Raw genomic sequence first — 14,692 nt, forward strand, 5'->3', positions numbered from 1 at the left:
CGTCTCAGGAAGAACGAGAGGGGCCGAAGCCTTCCTCCTCCAAATATTGTACGGCCTCCTCGTAGCTTTCAAAAGCCATGTCCAGGTTGTTTCCGGAGTAAACATACCACAACCCGTCTTCTATTTTTACCGTTAGAACGCTGCCGTCCGGTCCTGTCCAGCGTTCCTCCGTTTCCTTGTTTCCGGCGGCCGCCTGCGAGCTGCCGGAAGGCGGTTCCGAAAGCGCGTCGATAGACGATCGAATCAAGGAACGAAGCTCCTCCTCGGTGAAATCGCGAATATTGACAAGCCCTTTCGCATCCTTCGCATAGCCTTGAATCTTCCCCGCGTAAACAAAGCCGTTGCCGTTCGGATGAAGATGGTAAACGACGTTTTTGCGGTCATAAACGCTTTCGGGAAATTGAAAATTGACGCGCCCGAGCGAGACGTCGCTGCGCTCAAGCTCCGGGAAGGAGGCGCAGATCGCAACCTTTTGTTCGAACGATAGCATGAATGGAATCCTCCGTTTGCATTCTTTCTTCAGCGAAGTGATTATACCATAGGTTCGTTCCGTCCGCTAAAAAAGGCAATGCGGGAAGAAAAAAACGGTAGAAATTCGGTGCAAGCGCCGTGAAAAAAAGGAACAATAAAAAAAAATACGGATATTCGGCCGAAATCGAATCGCAACGGATATTGAAATGCCGGTTTGATTCGCCATACACTATTGTTAGCACTAAATGCTGATGAGTGCTAACAGCCAATCGTAACCTTTTCAAATGGGAAAAATCGAGAAGGATTTTTCAAATCGAAGATTTTTGCTGGACGTTTGCTTAAATTTCGGCATGCTCCACAAATGATTTCTAATGCGTGGTTGCTATTAAAGGGGACGCGTATTTCGAATTGTTTGGCCGCAAGGCGTGAAGGTCCCCGGTGTGAAAAGTTCTTTTTTTTCTAACTTTTGATAAGGAGCGTGATGTGCGATGAACGCATTACTGCTGGCGGGAGGAATGGGGACGAGGCTAAGGCCTCTCACGGACCATATGCCGAAGCCGATGGCTCTGGTCGGCAACCGGCCGTGGCTGGAGCATCTGGTCTTGCAGTTGAAGAATCAGGGCTTTAGCGACTTCGTTATGGCGGTTCAATATTATTCCGAGCAAATCCGCAATTATTTCGGCGACGGAAGCAAATGGGGAGTCCGCATCCGATACGCCGTCGAACATACGCTGCGCGGAACGGCCGGAGCGATCAAAAACGCGGAGCCGTATCTCGACGACCGCTTCGTCGTCGTCAACGCGGATATTGTCCAGGAAGCCGATCTGGCGGACTTGCTGGAATTTCACCGGATGCGCGGCGGGCTTGTTACGATCGGCTTGACGGAGGTCGAAGATCCGTCGCATTACGGCGTAATCGAGCAGGACGGAGAGGATCGCATTATCCGGTTCGTGGAGAAACCGCGCCGGGATGAGGCGCCGTCGAACCGGATCAACGCCGGCATCTATGTCATGGAGAAACAATCGCTGCAATATATCCCGGATCATCGCGAGGTATCGATCGAACGCGAGACGTTCCCGCTGCTTATCAAGGAAAATGCCGGCGTGTACGGCAAAGTCATTTCCGGATATTGGATGGATATGGGGACGAAAGAGCGGTACCGCGCCATCCATTGGGATCTGTTGAACCGCGTTTGCCGGCTTCCGCTTGACGGCGAAGAGAGAGGCAGCGGCATATGGATTGGCGATCGCTCTGAAATTGCCCCGGGCGCGCTGCTGATTCCTCCCGTTCTGATCGGAAACGGCTGCAAGATCGGGGAACGCTCCATCGTCGGGCCGTTCGCCGTCCTTGGTGACAACTGCGAGATCGGTAAAGGCGTGCGCTGCTCGGAGACGATCATGTGGGACAACTGCACGGCTCACGACGCCGTGCATTTGAACAATTGTATTCTCGGATACGGGCTTGAGGTCGGTTCAAGACAAATCATGCACGAAGCGGTCATGAATCGAATGGAGGCGAAGGAAGCATGACGAAGATTGCGTATGTCAGTACATATGTGCCCAAAAAATGCGGGCTTGCGACGTATACGTTTCATTTAAGGCAAGCGGTGAACGGCGCGAAGGGAAGAAGGGACAAGGACCCGGTCATTGCGCTTTCCGACTGGAAGGAAGAGAGGGATGTCGATCCGCTTCTATGGCCGCTGCAGCGCGACGACGAGGCGGCTTATGCGAAGATGGCGCGGAAGGTGAACCATTCGGACGTCGACGTCGTTTCTCTCCAGCATGAATTCGGCATCTTCGGCGGGGAGGCGGGTGCGCATATTCTTGCGTTTATCCGGCAATTGGAGAAGCCGCTGATCACGACTTTTCATACCGTCTTTGAGCAGCCGAAGCCGCCGTACGCGCCGATTCAGAAGGAAATTGCCGACCGCAGCAGCAAAATCATCGTCATGAACCGGAAGGCGATCGATTATTTGCATAAGGCGTTTGGCGTTTCCAAAGACAAGATCTATTTCATTCCGCACGGCGCCCCCGAACCGAATCTCGAGAGCAGGCAAAAGCTGAGAGAGAGGCTCGGCTGGCAAAACCGGAAGGTGCTGATGACTTTCGGCTTGCTTAGCCGGGGCAAAGGGATCGAGCTTCTGTTGAAAGCTCTTCCCGAAGTGGCTGCGGAAGTGCCCGACGTGCTGTACGCCATCGTCGGCCAGATCCATCCCGAGGTCAAGAGGCGAGAAGGCGAGCGATACCGCGAAGAGCTTATGGAATGGATTCGAGCGGGCGGCATCGAGCGGAACGTCGTCATGATCGACCGTTATATGGAAGAAAACGATCTGGTGAATCATCTTTCGGCCTGCGACATATACGTGACCCCTTACCCGGGCATGCAGCAGATCACAAGCGGAACGCTTGCCTATGCGGTCGGTCTCGGCCGGCCGGTTCTGACGACGCCGTACAGCTACGCGCAAGACTTGCTGGCGGATTACCCGGAGCTGCTCCTGCCGCACGACGACGCCAAGGCGTGGTCGGCGAAGATCGTCTCGCTGCTGCAGAACGACGTCCTGCTCAAAGGCTGGGGCAAAAAAATCGAGACGATCGGAAACGGCATGCATTGGCCCACCGTCGGCAAGAAGCATGAACGTTTATTTTCCGAGGTGAGCAGGCTTGCCTTCGTTACCCGTTAGTTTGAAGCATATCCGCCGGATGACGGACGATACGGGCATTGCCGAGCACGCGCTCGGCATCATCCCGCGGCGCAAGGAAGGATACAGCACCGACGATCAGGCGCGCGCGCTATGGGCGTGTCTCGCCTGGCTGGACGTTGCCGAAGGGGACGAGAAAGAGGAGCTGCACCGGCTGATCGATACTTATTTGTCCTTTATGTTATGGGTGCAGCGGGAAGACGGGCATTTTCATAACAATATCGCTTTCGACCGAACGCCGGAAGACGAGACGCCATCGGACGATTGTCTCGGGCGCTGCATATGGGCTTCGGCGTTAACCTTAACGACGCTTCAAGACGAGGACCGTAAACTCGCCGCCAAGCAGATGCTCGAGAAGGCGCTGCCGCTTGCGGAGGAAATGGCGTTTCCGCGCGGGCGGGCTTATGCGCTCGCGGCCGTCAGTTTGCTGCTGCGCTCCGGCTGCCCGTTCGATTTCGATTTGCGGGAAGCGGCGGAACGCTGGGCCGACCGGCTGATCGGCAGCTACCGTACCCATGCCCGCCCGGAGACCGGATGGCATTGGTACGAGCCGGCGCTTACGTACAGCAACGGCGTCCTTCCGTGGGGGCTTCTGTCCGCTTATGAAGCGACCGGGCGGCCGGAGCTGTTGGACGTTGCCGAACAAAGCCTTCGTTTCCTCATACGGCTGTCCGCGGATGAAGAGGGACGGATACGGCCGGTCGGCAACCGCGGCTGGTGTACCCCCGGGCATCGGGCTATGTGGGATCAGCAGCCGATCGACGTCATGAAATTGATGCTGGCGGTCTCCAAAGCTTACGAAATAACCCGGGACAAGGATTACGCCGACGTCGCGAAACGGTGCCGGAATTGGTTCCATGGCGACAACGACGCCGGGATGCCGATTGCCGACGTCAAGGAAGGAGCGGCCTGCGACGGCCTGGAAGAAAACGGATTGAATCGGAATAAAGGAGCCGAAGCGACAATCGCTTATTTGCTGACCGAATCGCTGTATCATTCATTGGTCGGCACAACGTAACGGTGTAGAGGAATTCGTCCCGATCTTCTCGTTAATTTCTAGTTATGCAACAAAAAAGAAGCCATCCTTGGAAATGGTTGCACGAAGCTTCCCGTTTTCCGAGGGAGGCTTCTTTTTTGTCGTTTCAAAAAAGTTCTTCCATGGAGACCCTTCTTTTGCCAGGAGGTCATGATCGGCATCCGCCCGCTCATATACATCATCGTAGAATCGTTTCCCGCCCGAGTTTTCTACCTTGATCTAGGAGGGGGATTGCTTGCATTTCAGACTGCCGGAGGAGACGGAACTGATGCGGTCGGCGATTCGGACCTTTGCGGAAGAGGTGGTTGGGCCCGGCGCCGTCCGCCGCGACCAGGAAGGGCGAATCGAACCGAAGCTGCTGCGGCAGATGGCCGAGCTTGGTTTATGGGGAGTTCCGATTCCCGAGGCGTACGGCGGAGCCGGCGGCGACGCGCTTGCTTTTGCGGTCGTGCTGGAAGAACTGTCCCGCTGTTGCGCTTCGACGGCGATGGCGGTCGCCGCGCACACGTCTCAGCTGGCATGGCCGTTGTACCGGATGGGCAGCGACGCGCAAAAGCGGGAGCTGCTTCCGGCCCTTGCGGGCGGCAGGAGGCTGGGAGCGGGATATTTTGGGGAAGGCATGACGTACCGTAAGACGGATAAAGCGTATTCGATTTCCGGCAGTGGGCCGATCAAGGCGAACGCCGGCGCTGCGGACCGGCTGCTTGTTACGGCTTGCGAGGAAACGGTTTCCGGCAAACGCAGATCTATGGCGAGCAGCGCGTTCATCGTGCAATGCGCGGATTCAGCGGCGTCCGAAACAGGTTCGCTGTCGCTGCAAAAAGAATCGGCTGCGCTTGGACTCCGCGCTGCAGCGCCGGGCGCGTTAGCGATGGACGGGGCCAAGGCGGCGAAGGCGGACAGATTGGGGAAGAAAGGGCAGGGAGAGGAAGCGGCGCGCCATGCAGCCGTCTTGGAATCGATTGGAGAAGCGGCGATTGCCGCCGGCATCGCGCAAGGAGCGATGGAAGCGGCCATAAGCTACGCGAAGCAGCGAAAGCAATTCGGAACGCCGATTGAAAAGCAGCAGGCGATCGCCTTTAAGCTGGCGGATATGGCCGTGCGCACGGACGCCTCCAGATGGCTGGCTTACCAGGCGGCATGGCGGCTGCAGGAAGGGCTGCCGTGCGCGAAGGAGGCGTCCGCTGCAGGCAATTATGCCGTAAGAGCGGCTGTTGCGGTCTGCTTGGACGCGGTTCAAATTTTCGGCGGCAACGGGTATATGCAAGAATACGGAGTCGAGCGGATGCTCCGCGATGCGAAAAGCTTGGAAGCGGCCCGCGAAGTCCGTGCGGCGGGCAATATACGCGATATGATCTGCGGCCATGGAGGGGATAAGGATGCATGAAACGGTTATTCTCGGCGGGGCGAGAACGGCATTCGCCAAGCTGGGCGGGATGTTGAAGGAGGAGCCGGCGGTCCGGCTCGGCGGCGCGGCGATTCGCGGGGCGCTGCAAATAAGCGGCGCCGCGCCGGAGCATGTCGACGGCGTTCTGATGGGCATGGTGCTGCAGGCGGGGGCCGGCCAGCTTCCCGCGCGCCAAGCGGCGCGCCGGGCGGGACTGCCGGACGGCGTTCCGGCGGAGACGATCAACAAAGTATGCGCCTCCGGCATGCGGGCCATTACGATTGCCGACCAGATGATTCGCGCCGGCGACGCCGAAGGGCTCGTCGCGGGAGGCATGGAAAGCATGAGCAACGCACCTTACGCGGTGCCGGCGGCCAGATGGGGCGCGCGGATGGGATCCGCGGCATTGACGGACCTGATGATCCAGGACGGACTGTTCTGCGCGGAAGGCCAAGTCCATATGGGCGTTTACGGCGAACGCACCGCCGACGCTTACGGCATTACGCGGGAAGAGCAGGACGAATGGGCGCTGCGCAGCCACGAACGGGCGCTTGCCGCGCGAAAGACCGGGTACTGGGACGGCGAGATCGTTCCGTACGAAACGAAGAACGGTACCGTTGCCGAAGACGAAGGACCGAGGCCCGATACCGGCCTGGCGAAGCTTGCGGCTTTAAAGCCGATATTCGCCGATGGCGGCACCGTGACGGCGGGCAATGCGCCCGGCGTGAACGACGGCGCGGCCGCGCTCGTCGTCATGTCCCGCGACCGCGCGCTCAGGTTCGGATACAATCCCGCCGCAACGATCATCGGGCATGCGACGGTCGGCGTCGAGCCTTCCGGGCTTGCCAAAGCGCCTGCGCTCGCCATCACCAAGCTGCTGGGGCAAACCGGTTACCGTTTGGAGGATATCGACCTTTTTGAAGTGAACGAAGCGTTCGCTTCGGTCGTGTTGTGCTGCGGAAGGCTGCTTGGCTGGAACGCCGAGAAGGTGAACGTCAACGGAGGAGCGATTGCGCTGGGCCACCCGATCGGGGCGAGCGGCGCGCGTATCGTGCTTACGCTTGTTCGCCAGCTTGCGCTTCGCGGCGGCGGACTTGGAATTGCCGCTATATGCAGCGGCGGCGGACAAGGGGACGCGATTCTTGTGCGCGTGGACGGTTAGTTATTATTAGCGGAAATCGGGCGGGAGGAGGCTTATTATGCTCGGTTTGCAGAAAGCGGCCGTGCTCGGGGCCGGGCAGATGGGCAGCGGCATCGCCCAGGTGCTGGCGGCAAGCGGACTTACCGTTGCGCTTTACGACACGGAGCCAGGCGCGTTGAAGCGGGGACTCGCGGTCATCGGCGATTCGCTTGCCCGATTCGTTGCCAAAGGGAAGATGACGGAGCGCGAGCGCGAAGAAACGGTGGCGCGAATCGTTCCGGTAACGGAGCTGGACCGCATCGGGGATGCCCGGCTGGTCGTCGAGGCCGTTCCCGAAAGGCTTGCGCTCAAGCGGCAATTATTCGCGGAGCTGGACCGCCAATGCGGGCCGGACACGATTATGGCAACCAATACGTCGTCTCTTTCTATCACGGCAATCGCGGCTTCGACGAGACGTCCGGACAAGGTGATCGGCATGCATTTCATGAATCCGGTGCCCGTCATGGCGCTCGTCGAGCTCGTTCGCGGGCTCGCTACGTCGGACGAAACGTTCGCGGCGGTCAAGGAGCTTGCCCGGAAGCTGGGCAAGACGCCGGTCGAAGCGCGCGATTACCCCGGCTTCGTGTCCAACCGGCTGCTAATGCCGATGATTAACGAAGCGGTTTACGCGCTTTATGAAGGGGTGGCTTCGCCGGAAGATATCGACGCCGTCATGAGGCTCGGGATGAATCATCCGATGGGGCCGCTTGCCCTTGCCGACTTGATCGGCCTTGATTCGTGCCTCGCGATTATGGAGACGCTTCACGACGGCTTCGGCGATTCGAAGTACCGGCCTTGCCCCCTTCTGCGCAATTATGTGCAGGCCGGATTCCTGGGACGGAAGTCGGGCCGCGGTTTTTACGTTTACGCTTAATGAACGGCCGAGCCGGGGGACCGGCTGAGGCGGGAGGCGGATTCGATGGAGCTTCGCCCTACGAAGGAGCAGGAGGCGATACGCGACCTGGCGAGGCGGTTTGCGGCGACCGAGGTGAGACAGGCGGTTGCGGCGATGGAGCGGGATAAGCGGTTTCCCCAAGAACTTTTCGCCAGGCTGAAGGAGCTTGGCCTGACGGGCATTCCGGTCCCGCAAGCCTGGGGCGGCAGAGGAGCGGATTTCGTGTCGTATACGATGGCCGTGCACGAGCTTTCCAAAGAAAGCGCAGCGCTTGGCGTCATTTTGTCCGTTCACACTTCCGTGGCCACGCTGCCCATTCTGCGGTACGGCACGGACGAGCAGCGGGAGCGGTTTGTCCGTCCGCTAGCCGGGGGCGCGCTGCTGGGCGCTTTTGCGCTGACCGAGCCCTGGGCCGGCTCGGATGCCGGTTCGATCCGGACTTCTGCCGTCCGGAACGGCGATGAGTATGTGCTGAACGGGACGAAAACGTTCATCACGAACGCCGGAGCGGCGGATTTGTACGTCGTGTTCGCGGTAACCGATCCTTCACGCGGGACGCGAGGCATTACGGCATTCGTGGTGGGGAAGGATGCGGAAGGCTTCAAGATCGGCCCCAACGAGAAAAAAATGGGGCTGCACGGCTCGCAAACATGCTGCATCGTATTGGACAACGTGAGGCTTCCGGCCGAACAAAGGCTCGGGGAAGAAGGGCAAGGCTTCTCCATTGCGATGGGCTCGCTGGACGGCGGCCGGATCGGCATTGCGGCCCAGTCGCTCGGAATCGCGGAAGCGGCGCTTGGCTTAATGTGCGAAGCGGCGTTGCCGAAAGCGGACGGCAGCAAGGCACGGAGAGCCGTGCCGGTCGGCGCTCCGCAAGCGGAGCTTGCTTATTGGATAGAGCACGTCGAAGCGGCAAGGCTGTTCGTTTATCGCGCGGCAGCGCTGCGGCAGGAAGGGAAGCCCTGCACGAAGGAAGCGTCGATGGTGAAGCTGCTGGCATCGGATACGGCTGTCGGAGCGGCGGGAGCGGCCGTTCGCACGCTGGGAGGCTCAACCCGCCCCGCCGGGCAGACGGCGGCCAGGTTGTTCCGCGACGCAAAAGTCACTCAGATCTATGAAGGGACCAACGAAATTCACCGCATTGTGATCAGCGGACAATTGATGAAAAAAGGAGGCGTATGAATGATGGGCGGATCACCCGGCCGGAAGTTCCGCGATGCGCTGCAGGCGGAGCGGCCGCTCCAGATCGCCGGAGCGGTCAATGCCTATGCGGCGATGCTTGCCGAAAGCGCCGGATTTCGGGCGTTGTACGTATCGGGGGCAGGCGTCGCCAATGCGTCGCATGGTCTGCCGGACTTGGGCGTGACGACGCTGCACGACCATGTGGAGGAAGTGCGGCGGATTACGTCCGCGGTGGGGCTGCCGGTGCTTGCGGACGTCGATACCGGCTTCGGCGGGGCGTTTAACATCGGCCGTACGGTGCGGGAGATGATCGCGGCCGGAGCGGCGGCGATCCATATCGAGGATCAGGTTGCGGCGAAGCGGTGCGGCCATCGCCCCGGTAAAGCGATCGTGAGCGTGTCCGAGATGGCGGACCGGATCAAAGCGGCCGCGGACGCCCGAACCGATCCGGATTTTGTCATTATGGCGCGCACGGACGCCATTGCGGTGGAAGGCATGGATGCCGCTATCGAGCGGGCGTGCGCCTTCGTGGAAGCGGGAGCGGATATGATCTTTCCCGAGGCGGTGACTACGCTGGACGACTATCGCCGATTCGCAAGCGCCGTCCGGGTTCCGGTGCTGGCCAACCTGACCGAATTCGGCAAGACGCCCTTATTTACGGCCGAAGAACTTGCCGCAGCCGGCGTGCAGCTCGCGCTGTACCCGCTGTCGGCCTTTCGCGCGATGAGTGCGGCCGCCTTGCGGGTATACCGGGCGATCCGGGAGGAGGGTACGCAGCGTAGCGTTGTCGGTCTGATGCAAACGCGGGCGGAGCTTTACGACATTTTGAAATACGAGGAGTACGAGCGGAAGCTGGACTTGTTGTTTGAAGCGGAGAGGAGCGAGCCTTCATGACAACGAAAAAAAGCGGCGGTCTCGCCGAGGTCATCGCCGGCCAAACGGCGATATCCACCGTGGGAAAGACGGGCAAAGGATTAACGTACCGCGGTTATTCGATACACGACTTGGCGGAATACGGCACGTTTGAGGAAACGGCTTATTTGCTCATACGCGGCAAGCTGCCGGATGCCGGCGAGCTGGCCGCCTACAAGCGGAAGCTGGCCGCCGGCCGGACCATCCCGCCCGGTCTTCGGACGCTGCTGGAATGCTTGCCGGCGTCCTCGCATCCGATGGACGTGTTGCGCACGGGGCTTTCGGCGCTTGCATCCTTCGAGCCGGAAACGGAAGCGACGGACCCCCGGGAGCTGGCGGACCGGCTGCTGGCGATAAGCCCGTCCGTTCTTCTTTATTGGCATCATTTTCATCAAAGCGGAGACAGGATCGACACCGAAACGGAAAGCGATTCCGTCGCCGGCCATTTCCTTGAATTGCTGCACCGCCGGCCTCCGGCCGAATTGCACGAGCGGGTCATGGACGTTTCGCTTATTTTGTACGCGGAGCATGAGTATAACGCCTCGACATTTGCCGCTCGCGTCACGGCCTCGACGCTGTCGGATTTCTACTCCGCGGTTACGACCGGCATCGGCACCCTCCGGGGACCGCTGCACGGAGGGGCCAACGAAGCGGCGATGGAGCTGATCGGCCGGTATGAAAACCCCGAACAAGCGGAAGCCGGCGTCATGCGGCTGCTGGGGGGCAAAAAGCTGGTCATGGGCTTCGGCCACCGCGTATACACCGTATCGGACCCGAGGTCGGACATCATTAAAGCTTTATCGAGAACGCTTTCGGAGCAGAACGGCGACTGGCGCCTGTTTACCGTATCCGAGCGGATCGAGGAAGTGATGAGAAGAGAGAAGGGATTGTTTCCGAACCTTGATTTTTACAGCGCGTCGGCATATACGCTTATGCAAATACCGGTTTCGTTCTTTACGCCCGTATTTGTCTTTTCGCGCATAAGCGGGTGGGCCGCCCATATCATCGAGCAGCGCGAGTCAAACCGGCTTATTCGTCCCAGCGCCGAATATACAGGACCCGAGCCGCTGCCCTGGTTTCGGCTTGAGGATCGAGGACAAGGGGCGGTTACGCCGTAAAGGCGGTACCGGCCTGCCAAGTGTATGGCCAAGAACAGCCGACGCAAGCCGGCTTACGTGAGCAAGACGCTCGGGCTTACGAAGAAAAACCATCCGCGCGGGGCAAAAGCTGGCTCAACGGCAATCATTCAAGCAACCGGCGTAAAAAATGCGGCCTAATGCGCAAGTAAATCAAATGCGGGAGGAGGCGTGTCTATGACAACCAGCTTCGAACACGGCCGGCAGCAGCCCGACGAGCTGCTTTCCATTTTAACCGACTATGTTTGGAATGGCGTCATCGACAGCAAGGAGGCGTACGAGACGGCTCGGCTATGCCTGATGGACACGATCGGCTGCGGCTTGCTGGCGCTTCGGTTTCCGGAATGCGCCAAGCTGCTGGGGCCTGTCGTACCCGGAACGGTCGTGCCCGGCGGCGCGCGAGTTCCCGGTACCGATTACGAGCTTGATCCGGTGGCGGCGGCCTTCAACATCGGCACGATGAACCGCTGGCTCGATTATAACGATACTTGGCTGGCGGCCGAGTGGGGCCATCCTTCGGACAATCTCGGGGCCATTCTGGCCGTTTCCGACTATGTCAGCCGAAAGCGCATCGCGGAGGGAGACGCGCCTCTTCTTGTACGCGACATGCTGGAGGCAATGATCAAGGCGCATGAAATTCAAGGCGTGCTTGCGCTGAACAACAGCTTTAACCGGGTTGGGCTGGACCACGTCATTCTCGTCAAAATCGCTTCGACAGCCGTTTCCGCCCGGCTTCTCGGCTGCTCGCGCGAGCAGATCGCTGCGGCATTGTCGCAAGCTTGGCTGGACGGACACCCGCTGCGGACGTACCGGCATGCGCCGAATACGGGCAGCCGCAAGTCGTGGGCGGCGGGGGACGCGGCGAGCCGGGCCGTCTTTCTTGCCTTGCTGGCTTATAAGGGAGAGATGGGATACCCGACGGCGATCAGCGCCCCTACGTGGGGATTCTCCGAAGTATTGTTCCGGGGAAAGCCGGTTACGCTAAGCCGCGATCTTGGAAGCTACGTCATGGAGCATATATTGTTCAAGATCAAATATCCGGCCGAGTTTCACGGCCAGACGGCCGTAGAATGCGCCGTCAAGCTGCATTCCGAAGCGATAGGCAGACTCGAGGACATCGGCCGGATCGAGCTGACGACGCATGAGTCGGCCATGCGGATCATCGATAAGACGGGGCCGCTGCGCAATCCGGCGGACCGCGATCACTGCTTGCAATACATGGTAGCGATCGGCTTGCTGCATGGGGATTTGAAAGCGGAAGACTACGAGGACGAAGCGGCCTCCGACCCTCGCATCGACCGTTTAAGAAGCTTGATGACGGTGAAGGAGGACAAACGTTATTCGCGGGATTACATGGACGCGTCCAAGCGGTCTATCGCAAACGCGGTGCAACTATTTTATAAGGACGGAACTTGTTCCGGCAAAGTCGAAATCGAGTATCCGATCGGGCATCGCAACAGAAGGGCGGAAGCCATCCCGCTTCTGGAGCGCAAATTCCGGCACAATGCCGGAAGCCGTTTTCCCGCGAGCCAAGCGGATTCGATTTACGACATATTCCAGGATTCCTCCAGGCTGGCTGCGCTGCCGGTCCACGAATTTACGGAGATGCTGCGGCTCCGCCGATAGCGGCCAGAAGGCTAAAGCGGCGTAAGCATCGGGAAATCAAGGCAGTTTTCGTCTTGCATGAGCGACATTCGCCCCGGGCATATTAGTTGTCGGGAGGCGATAATCAACTATGCGTAAAATTTATAGCGCAATTGTACTTTCCGCAGCGATTGCCATGACAATGTCTGGCTGCGCGACTTACGACCGCGATAACAACCGCGACAACAACGGCGTAAGAACGAATCAATACCGGTATAATGCCAACAACTTCAATCCAAACGGCTTTACCCGCAACGGGATGAACAATCTCGCTACGGATAACATCCGTAACAACGGGCTGAACCAGTACAACAACAATTACGGCACGAACCGCACTTATTCCGGCAACGGTCCTTTCACGGGGATGCGCGATCTCGGCGTCAATGACAACGACATGAGAAACGGCAACGGCAACCGGAATGCGTACGACAAAACCGTCTCCAAAAAAATCGCGAAGCACGTCTCCGCCATTAAAGGCGTGAACAGCGCGACGGTTGTCGTTTACGGCAAGGACGCCATCATCGGTCTGGATGTGAACGACAACGGTAACGGTAACGGTAACGGTAACGGTCACGGGCATGCCATGGGCAATGGCAACGGCAGCACGAATACGTCCAATCTCGTGAACAAGGTGAAGCGTTCGGTGCAGGACGCTCACCCGGGGTACAATGTTTACGTTACGTCGGACCGGAACTTGAATACGCGCATCCGCGGATTGAATCCGGATATGACGCCTGACGGCAACGGCAACGGCAACGGCATGGCTCCGCTGAACGGCCGCCCTGTCCGCAATTTCGCCGACGACGTAGCCGATTTGATCAACGATATCGGCCGTACCGTAACCGAGCCTTTCCGTTAAGCACATTTTCTCCTAGCGTAAAGCCGCGAAAAATCCGGTCTGACGGAATTGTCGCGGCTTTACGGCATTTGGTTTCAGATCCGGACACCGATCTGCTGCTCGGCAATTTGCACGAGGCGCCGCGTAATGTTGCCGCCGATCAGTCCCATGTCCCGAGTGGTCATGTTGCCGTAGTATCCGTCTGCCGGAAGCTGAATGCCAAGCTGCGTCGCAACCTCGAATTTCATTTGCTCCAAAACCGCCCTTGCTTCGGGAACAAGCAACTGATTGCGGGAACGTCCTCTAGCCAAAAGATATCCACTCCTTTTATTGGATTTGAAGTTATTATGTTATCGGCTTGGAAAAGTTATGCGATCGGCGTGAAAATTACCGATCTCGCGCCCGCCTCCTTCCGTGATAGAATGGTAGCATGGAGGGATCGGCATGTTTATAGCCCCAATGCTGCCCGTGGCGTGTCCGGAACCGTTCGACGACGAACGGTACATATTCGAACCGAAGCTGGACGGAAGGCGGCTTATTTTATCGTTTCATGACCGGAAGGCGTCATTGTATAATCGGTATGGGCATGATGTGACGCGACAATATCCCGAGCTGTGCAGAGTGCCGCTTGCGGAGCCGGCCGACGTTGCATTGGACGGGGAAGCGGTCTACGTCAATCCGGAAACGGGGCTGATGGAGCCGGAGACCGTCGCCGAACGTTTTCGGTTGTCGCGGGAGACGCGTATTCGGGAAGCGGCGCTTGAGCGTCCGCTGCATTATTTTGTTTTTGACATCGTGTATTACAACGGCCGCGATTTAAGAGGGCGGCCGCTTCTTGAACGAAAAAGGCTGCTCGCCAAGCTGCTGGCCGGAAACGAGCATATTCATCTGTTGCGCCATCAAGATACGTTCGGCATGCGCGCTTACGCCGCGGCGAGACGGCTAAAGCTTGTCGGCATCATGGCGAAGCGGAAAGACAGCGAATATGCCCCCGAGCGTAGCGCGGACTGGCTGACCATTCCGCATTACGAATATAAGGATGCCGTTGTATACGGATACCGGAAGGACGGCTTCGGCTGGCTGCTGGAGGCCAGCGGCGAACCGGCCGGAATGCTTGAGCGGGCGGTCGATCCGGGAGTCCGCCTTGCTTTCGAGAAAGAGGCCCGGACGATGATTACGGGCGAGGACCGCAGCTTCGTCTATTTGAACCCCGGCATCGGCATACGCATAAAGTTTCGCGGCCTTACGAGAGACGGGCTGCCGCGAAAGCCCGAATTCGCCGCATTTACATCGTCGTTGCCGGTATATTGACC

14 protein-coding genes are annotated in these 14,692 nt (G+C 58.9%); 12 read left to right on the plus strand and 2 right to left on the minus strand.

Going from position 1 to position 14,692, the window contains the following annotated elements:
- Positions 1-4 precede the first annotated feature (4 nt).
- A complete protein-coding gene (locus ACFSW5_RS06100; protein ID WP_379270519.1) occupies positions 5-490 on the minus strand; it encodes a hypothetical protein in 486 nt (161 codons plus the stop codon).
- Between the two features lie 469 nt (positions 491-959).
- On the opposite strand from ACFSW5_RS06100, the gene ACFSW5_RS06105 reads away from it, so the two are divergent.
- The 11 genes from ACFSW5_RS06105 to ACFSW5_RS06155 all read left to right on the plus strand — a co-directional run bounded on the left by ACFSW5_RS06105 (position 960) and on the right by ACFSW5_RS06155 (position 13,400).
- Positions 960-2,000, plus strand: a complete 1,041-nt coding sequence (locus tag ACFSW5_RS06105; protein WP_379270520.1) for a sugar phosphate nucleotidyltransferase — start codon at positions 960-962, stop codon at positions 1,998-2,000.
- Positions 1,997-3,151 carry a glycosyltransferase gene (locus ACFSW5_RS06110; RefSeq protein ID WP_379270521.1) on the plus strand — a complete coding sequence of 385 codons (1,155 nt, stop codon included), beginning with the start codon at positions 1,997-1,999 and terminating at the stop codon, positions 3,149-3,151. Before ACFSW5_RS06105 ends, ACFSW5_RS06110 begins: the two co-directional genes overlap by 4 nt.
- A complete protein-coding gene (locus tag ACFSW5_RS06115) occupies positions 3,132-4,187 on the plus strand; it encodes a glycosyl transferase (protein ID WP_379270522.1) in 1,056 nt (351 codons plus the stop codon). The genes ACFSW5_RS06110 and ACFSW5_RS06115 overlap by 20 nt, the downstream gene beginning before the upstream one ends.
- Positions 4,188-4,440: 253 nt before the next feature.
- Complete coding sequence (locus ACFSW5_RS06120) at positions 4,441-5,592, plus strand: acyl-CoA dehydrogenase family protein (protein WP_379270523.1); 1,152 nt, start codon at positions 4,441-4,443, stop codon at positions 5,590-5,592.
- Positions 5,585-6,754: an acetyl-CoA C-acetyltransferase gene (locus tag ACFSW5_RS06125; protein ID WP_379270524.1), complete on the plus strand. Its 1,170-nt coding sequence runs from the start codon at positions 5,585-5,587 to the stop codon at positions 6,752-6,754. The genes ACFSW5_RS06120 and ACFSW5_RS06125 overlap by 8 nt, the downstream gene beginning before the upstream one ends.
- A 37-nt stretch (positions 6,755-6,791) precedes the next feature.
- On the plus strand, positions 6,792-7,646 hold the full coding sequence (locus ACFSW5_RS06130; protein ID WP_379270525.1) for a 3-hydroxybutyryl-CoA dehydrogenase: 855 nt from the start codon (positions 6,792-6,794) through the stop codon (positions 7,644-7,646).
- A gap of 45 nt (positions 7,647-7,691) precedes the next feature.
- Positions 7,692-8,849: an acyl-CoA dehydrogenase family protein gene (locus ACFSW5_RS06135; RefSeq protein WP_379270526.1), complete on the plus strand. Its 1,158-nt coding sequence runs from the start codon at positions 7,692-7,694 to the stop codon at positions 8,847-8,849.
- A complete protein-coding gene (gene prpB, locus ACFSW5_RS06140) occupies positions 8,850-9,743 on the plus strand; it encodes a methylisocitrate lyase (RefSeq protein WP_379270527.1) in 894 nt (297 codons plus the stop codon). It abuts the gene before it with no gap.
- Positions 9,740-10,879 carry a bifunctional 2-methylcitrate synthase/citrate synthase gene (gene prpC / locus ACFSW5_RS06145; RefSeq protein WP_379270528.1) on the plus strand — a complete coding sequence of 380 codons (1,140 nt, stop codon included), beginning with the start codon at positions 9,740-9,742 and terminating at the stop codon, positions 10,877-10,879. Before prpB ends, prpC begins: the two co-directional genes overlap by 4 nt.
- Before the next feature lie 195 nt (positions 10,880-11,074).
- Positions 11,075-12,523, plus strand: a complete 1,449-nt coding sequence (locus tag ACFSW5_RS06150; RefSeq protein WP_379270529.1) for a bifunctional 2-methylcitrate dehydratase/aconitate hydratase — start codon at positions 11,075-11,077, stop codon at positions 12,521-12,523.
- Positions 12,524-12,632: 109 nt separating this feature from the next.
- The gene (locus ACFSW5_RS06155) at positions 12,633-13,400 is read left to right on the plus strand and encodes a YhcN/YlaJ family sporulation lipoprotein (protein ID WP_379270530.1); all 768 of its coding nucleotides are present in this window, start codon (positions 12,633-12,635) and stop codon (positions 13,398-13,400) included.
- 74 nt (positions 13,401-13,474) lie between these two features.
- Here the strand turns inward: ACFSW5_RS06155 and ACFSW5_RS06160 are convergent, their stop codons facing one another.
- Complete coding sequence (locus ACFSW5_RS06160; protein ID WP_379270531.1) at positions 13,475-13,690, minus strand: small, acid-soluble spore protein, alpha/beta type; 216 nt, start codon at positions 13,688-13,690, stop codon at positions 13,475-13,477.
- A 133-nt stretch (positions 13,691-13,823) separates the two neighbouring features.
- On the opposite strand from ACFSW5_RS06160, the gene ACFSW5_RS06165 reads away from it, so the two are divergent.
- A complete protein-coding gene (locus tag ACFSW5_RS06165; RefSeq protein ID WP_379270532.1) occupies positions 13,824-14,690 on the plus strand; it encodes an ATP-dependent DNA ligase in 867 nt (288 codons plus the stop codon).
- Positions 14,691-14,692 lie beyond the last annotated feature (2 nt).

The sequence above is a fragment of the Paenibacillus thailandensis genome, from assembly GCF_042685365.1.
Taxonomy (GTDB): domain Bacteria; phylum Bacillota; class Bacilli; order Paenibacillales; family Paenibacillaceae; genus Paenibacillus_AP; species Paenibacillus_AP thailandensis.

What these genes read in the sequence shown, in the direction of transcription:
- ACFSW5_RS06100 (WP_379270519.1), bottom strand. Translation starts at nt 490, where the DNA reads ATGCTATCGTTCGAACAAAAGGTTGCGATCTGCGCCTCCTTCCCGGAG.
- ACFSW5_RS06105 (WP_379270520.1), top strand. Translation starts at nt 960, where the DNA reads ATGAACGCATTACTGCTGGCGGGAGGAATGGGGACGAGGCTAAGGCCT.
- ACFSW5_RS06110 (WP_379270521.1), top strand. Translation starts at nt 1,997, where the DNA reads ATGACGAAGATTGCGTATGTCAGTACATATGTGCCCAAAAAATGCGGG.
- ACFSW5_RS06125 (WP_379270524.1), top strand. Translation starts at nt 5,585, where the DNA reads ATGCATGAAACGGTTATTCTCGGCGGGGCGAGAACGGCATTCGCCAAG.
- ACFSW5_RS06130 (WP_379270525.1), top strand. Translation starts at nt 6,792, where the DNA reads ATGCTCGGTTTGCAGAAAGCGGCCGTGCTCGGGGCCGGGCAGATGGGC.
- ACFSW5_RS06135 (WP_379270526.1), top strand. Translation starts at nt 7,692, where the DNA reads ATGGAGCTTCGCCCTACGAAGGAGCAGGAGGCGATACGCGACCTGGCG.
- prpB (WP_379270527.1), top strand. Translation starts at nt 8,850, where the DNA reads ATGATGGGCGGATCACCCGGCCGGAAGTTCCGCGATGCGCTGCAGGCG.
- prpC (WP_379270528.1), top strand. Translation starts at nt 9,740, where the DNA reads ATGACAACGAAAAAAAGCGGCGGTCTCGCCGAGGTCATCGCCGGCCAA.
- ACFSW5_RS06150 (WP_379270529.1), top strand. Translation starts at nt 11,075, where the DNA reads ATGACAACCAGCTTCGAACACGGCCGGCAGCAGCCCGACGAGCTGCTT.
- ACFSW5_RS06155 (WP_379270530.1), top strand. Translation starts at nt 12,633, where the DNA reads ATGCGTAAAATTTATAGCGCAATTGTACTTTCCGCAGCGATTGCCATG.
- ACFSW5_RS06165 (WP_379270532.1), top strand. Translation starts at nt 13,824, where the DNA reads ATGTTTATAGCCCCAATGCTGCCCGTGGCGTGTCCGGAACCGTTCGAC.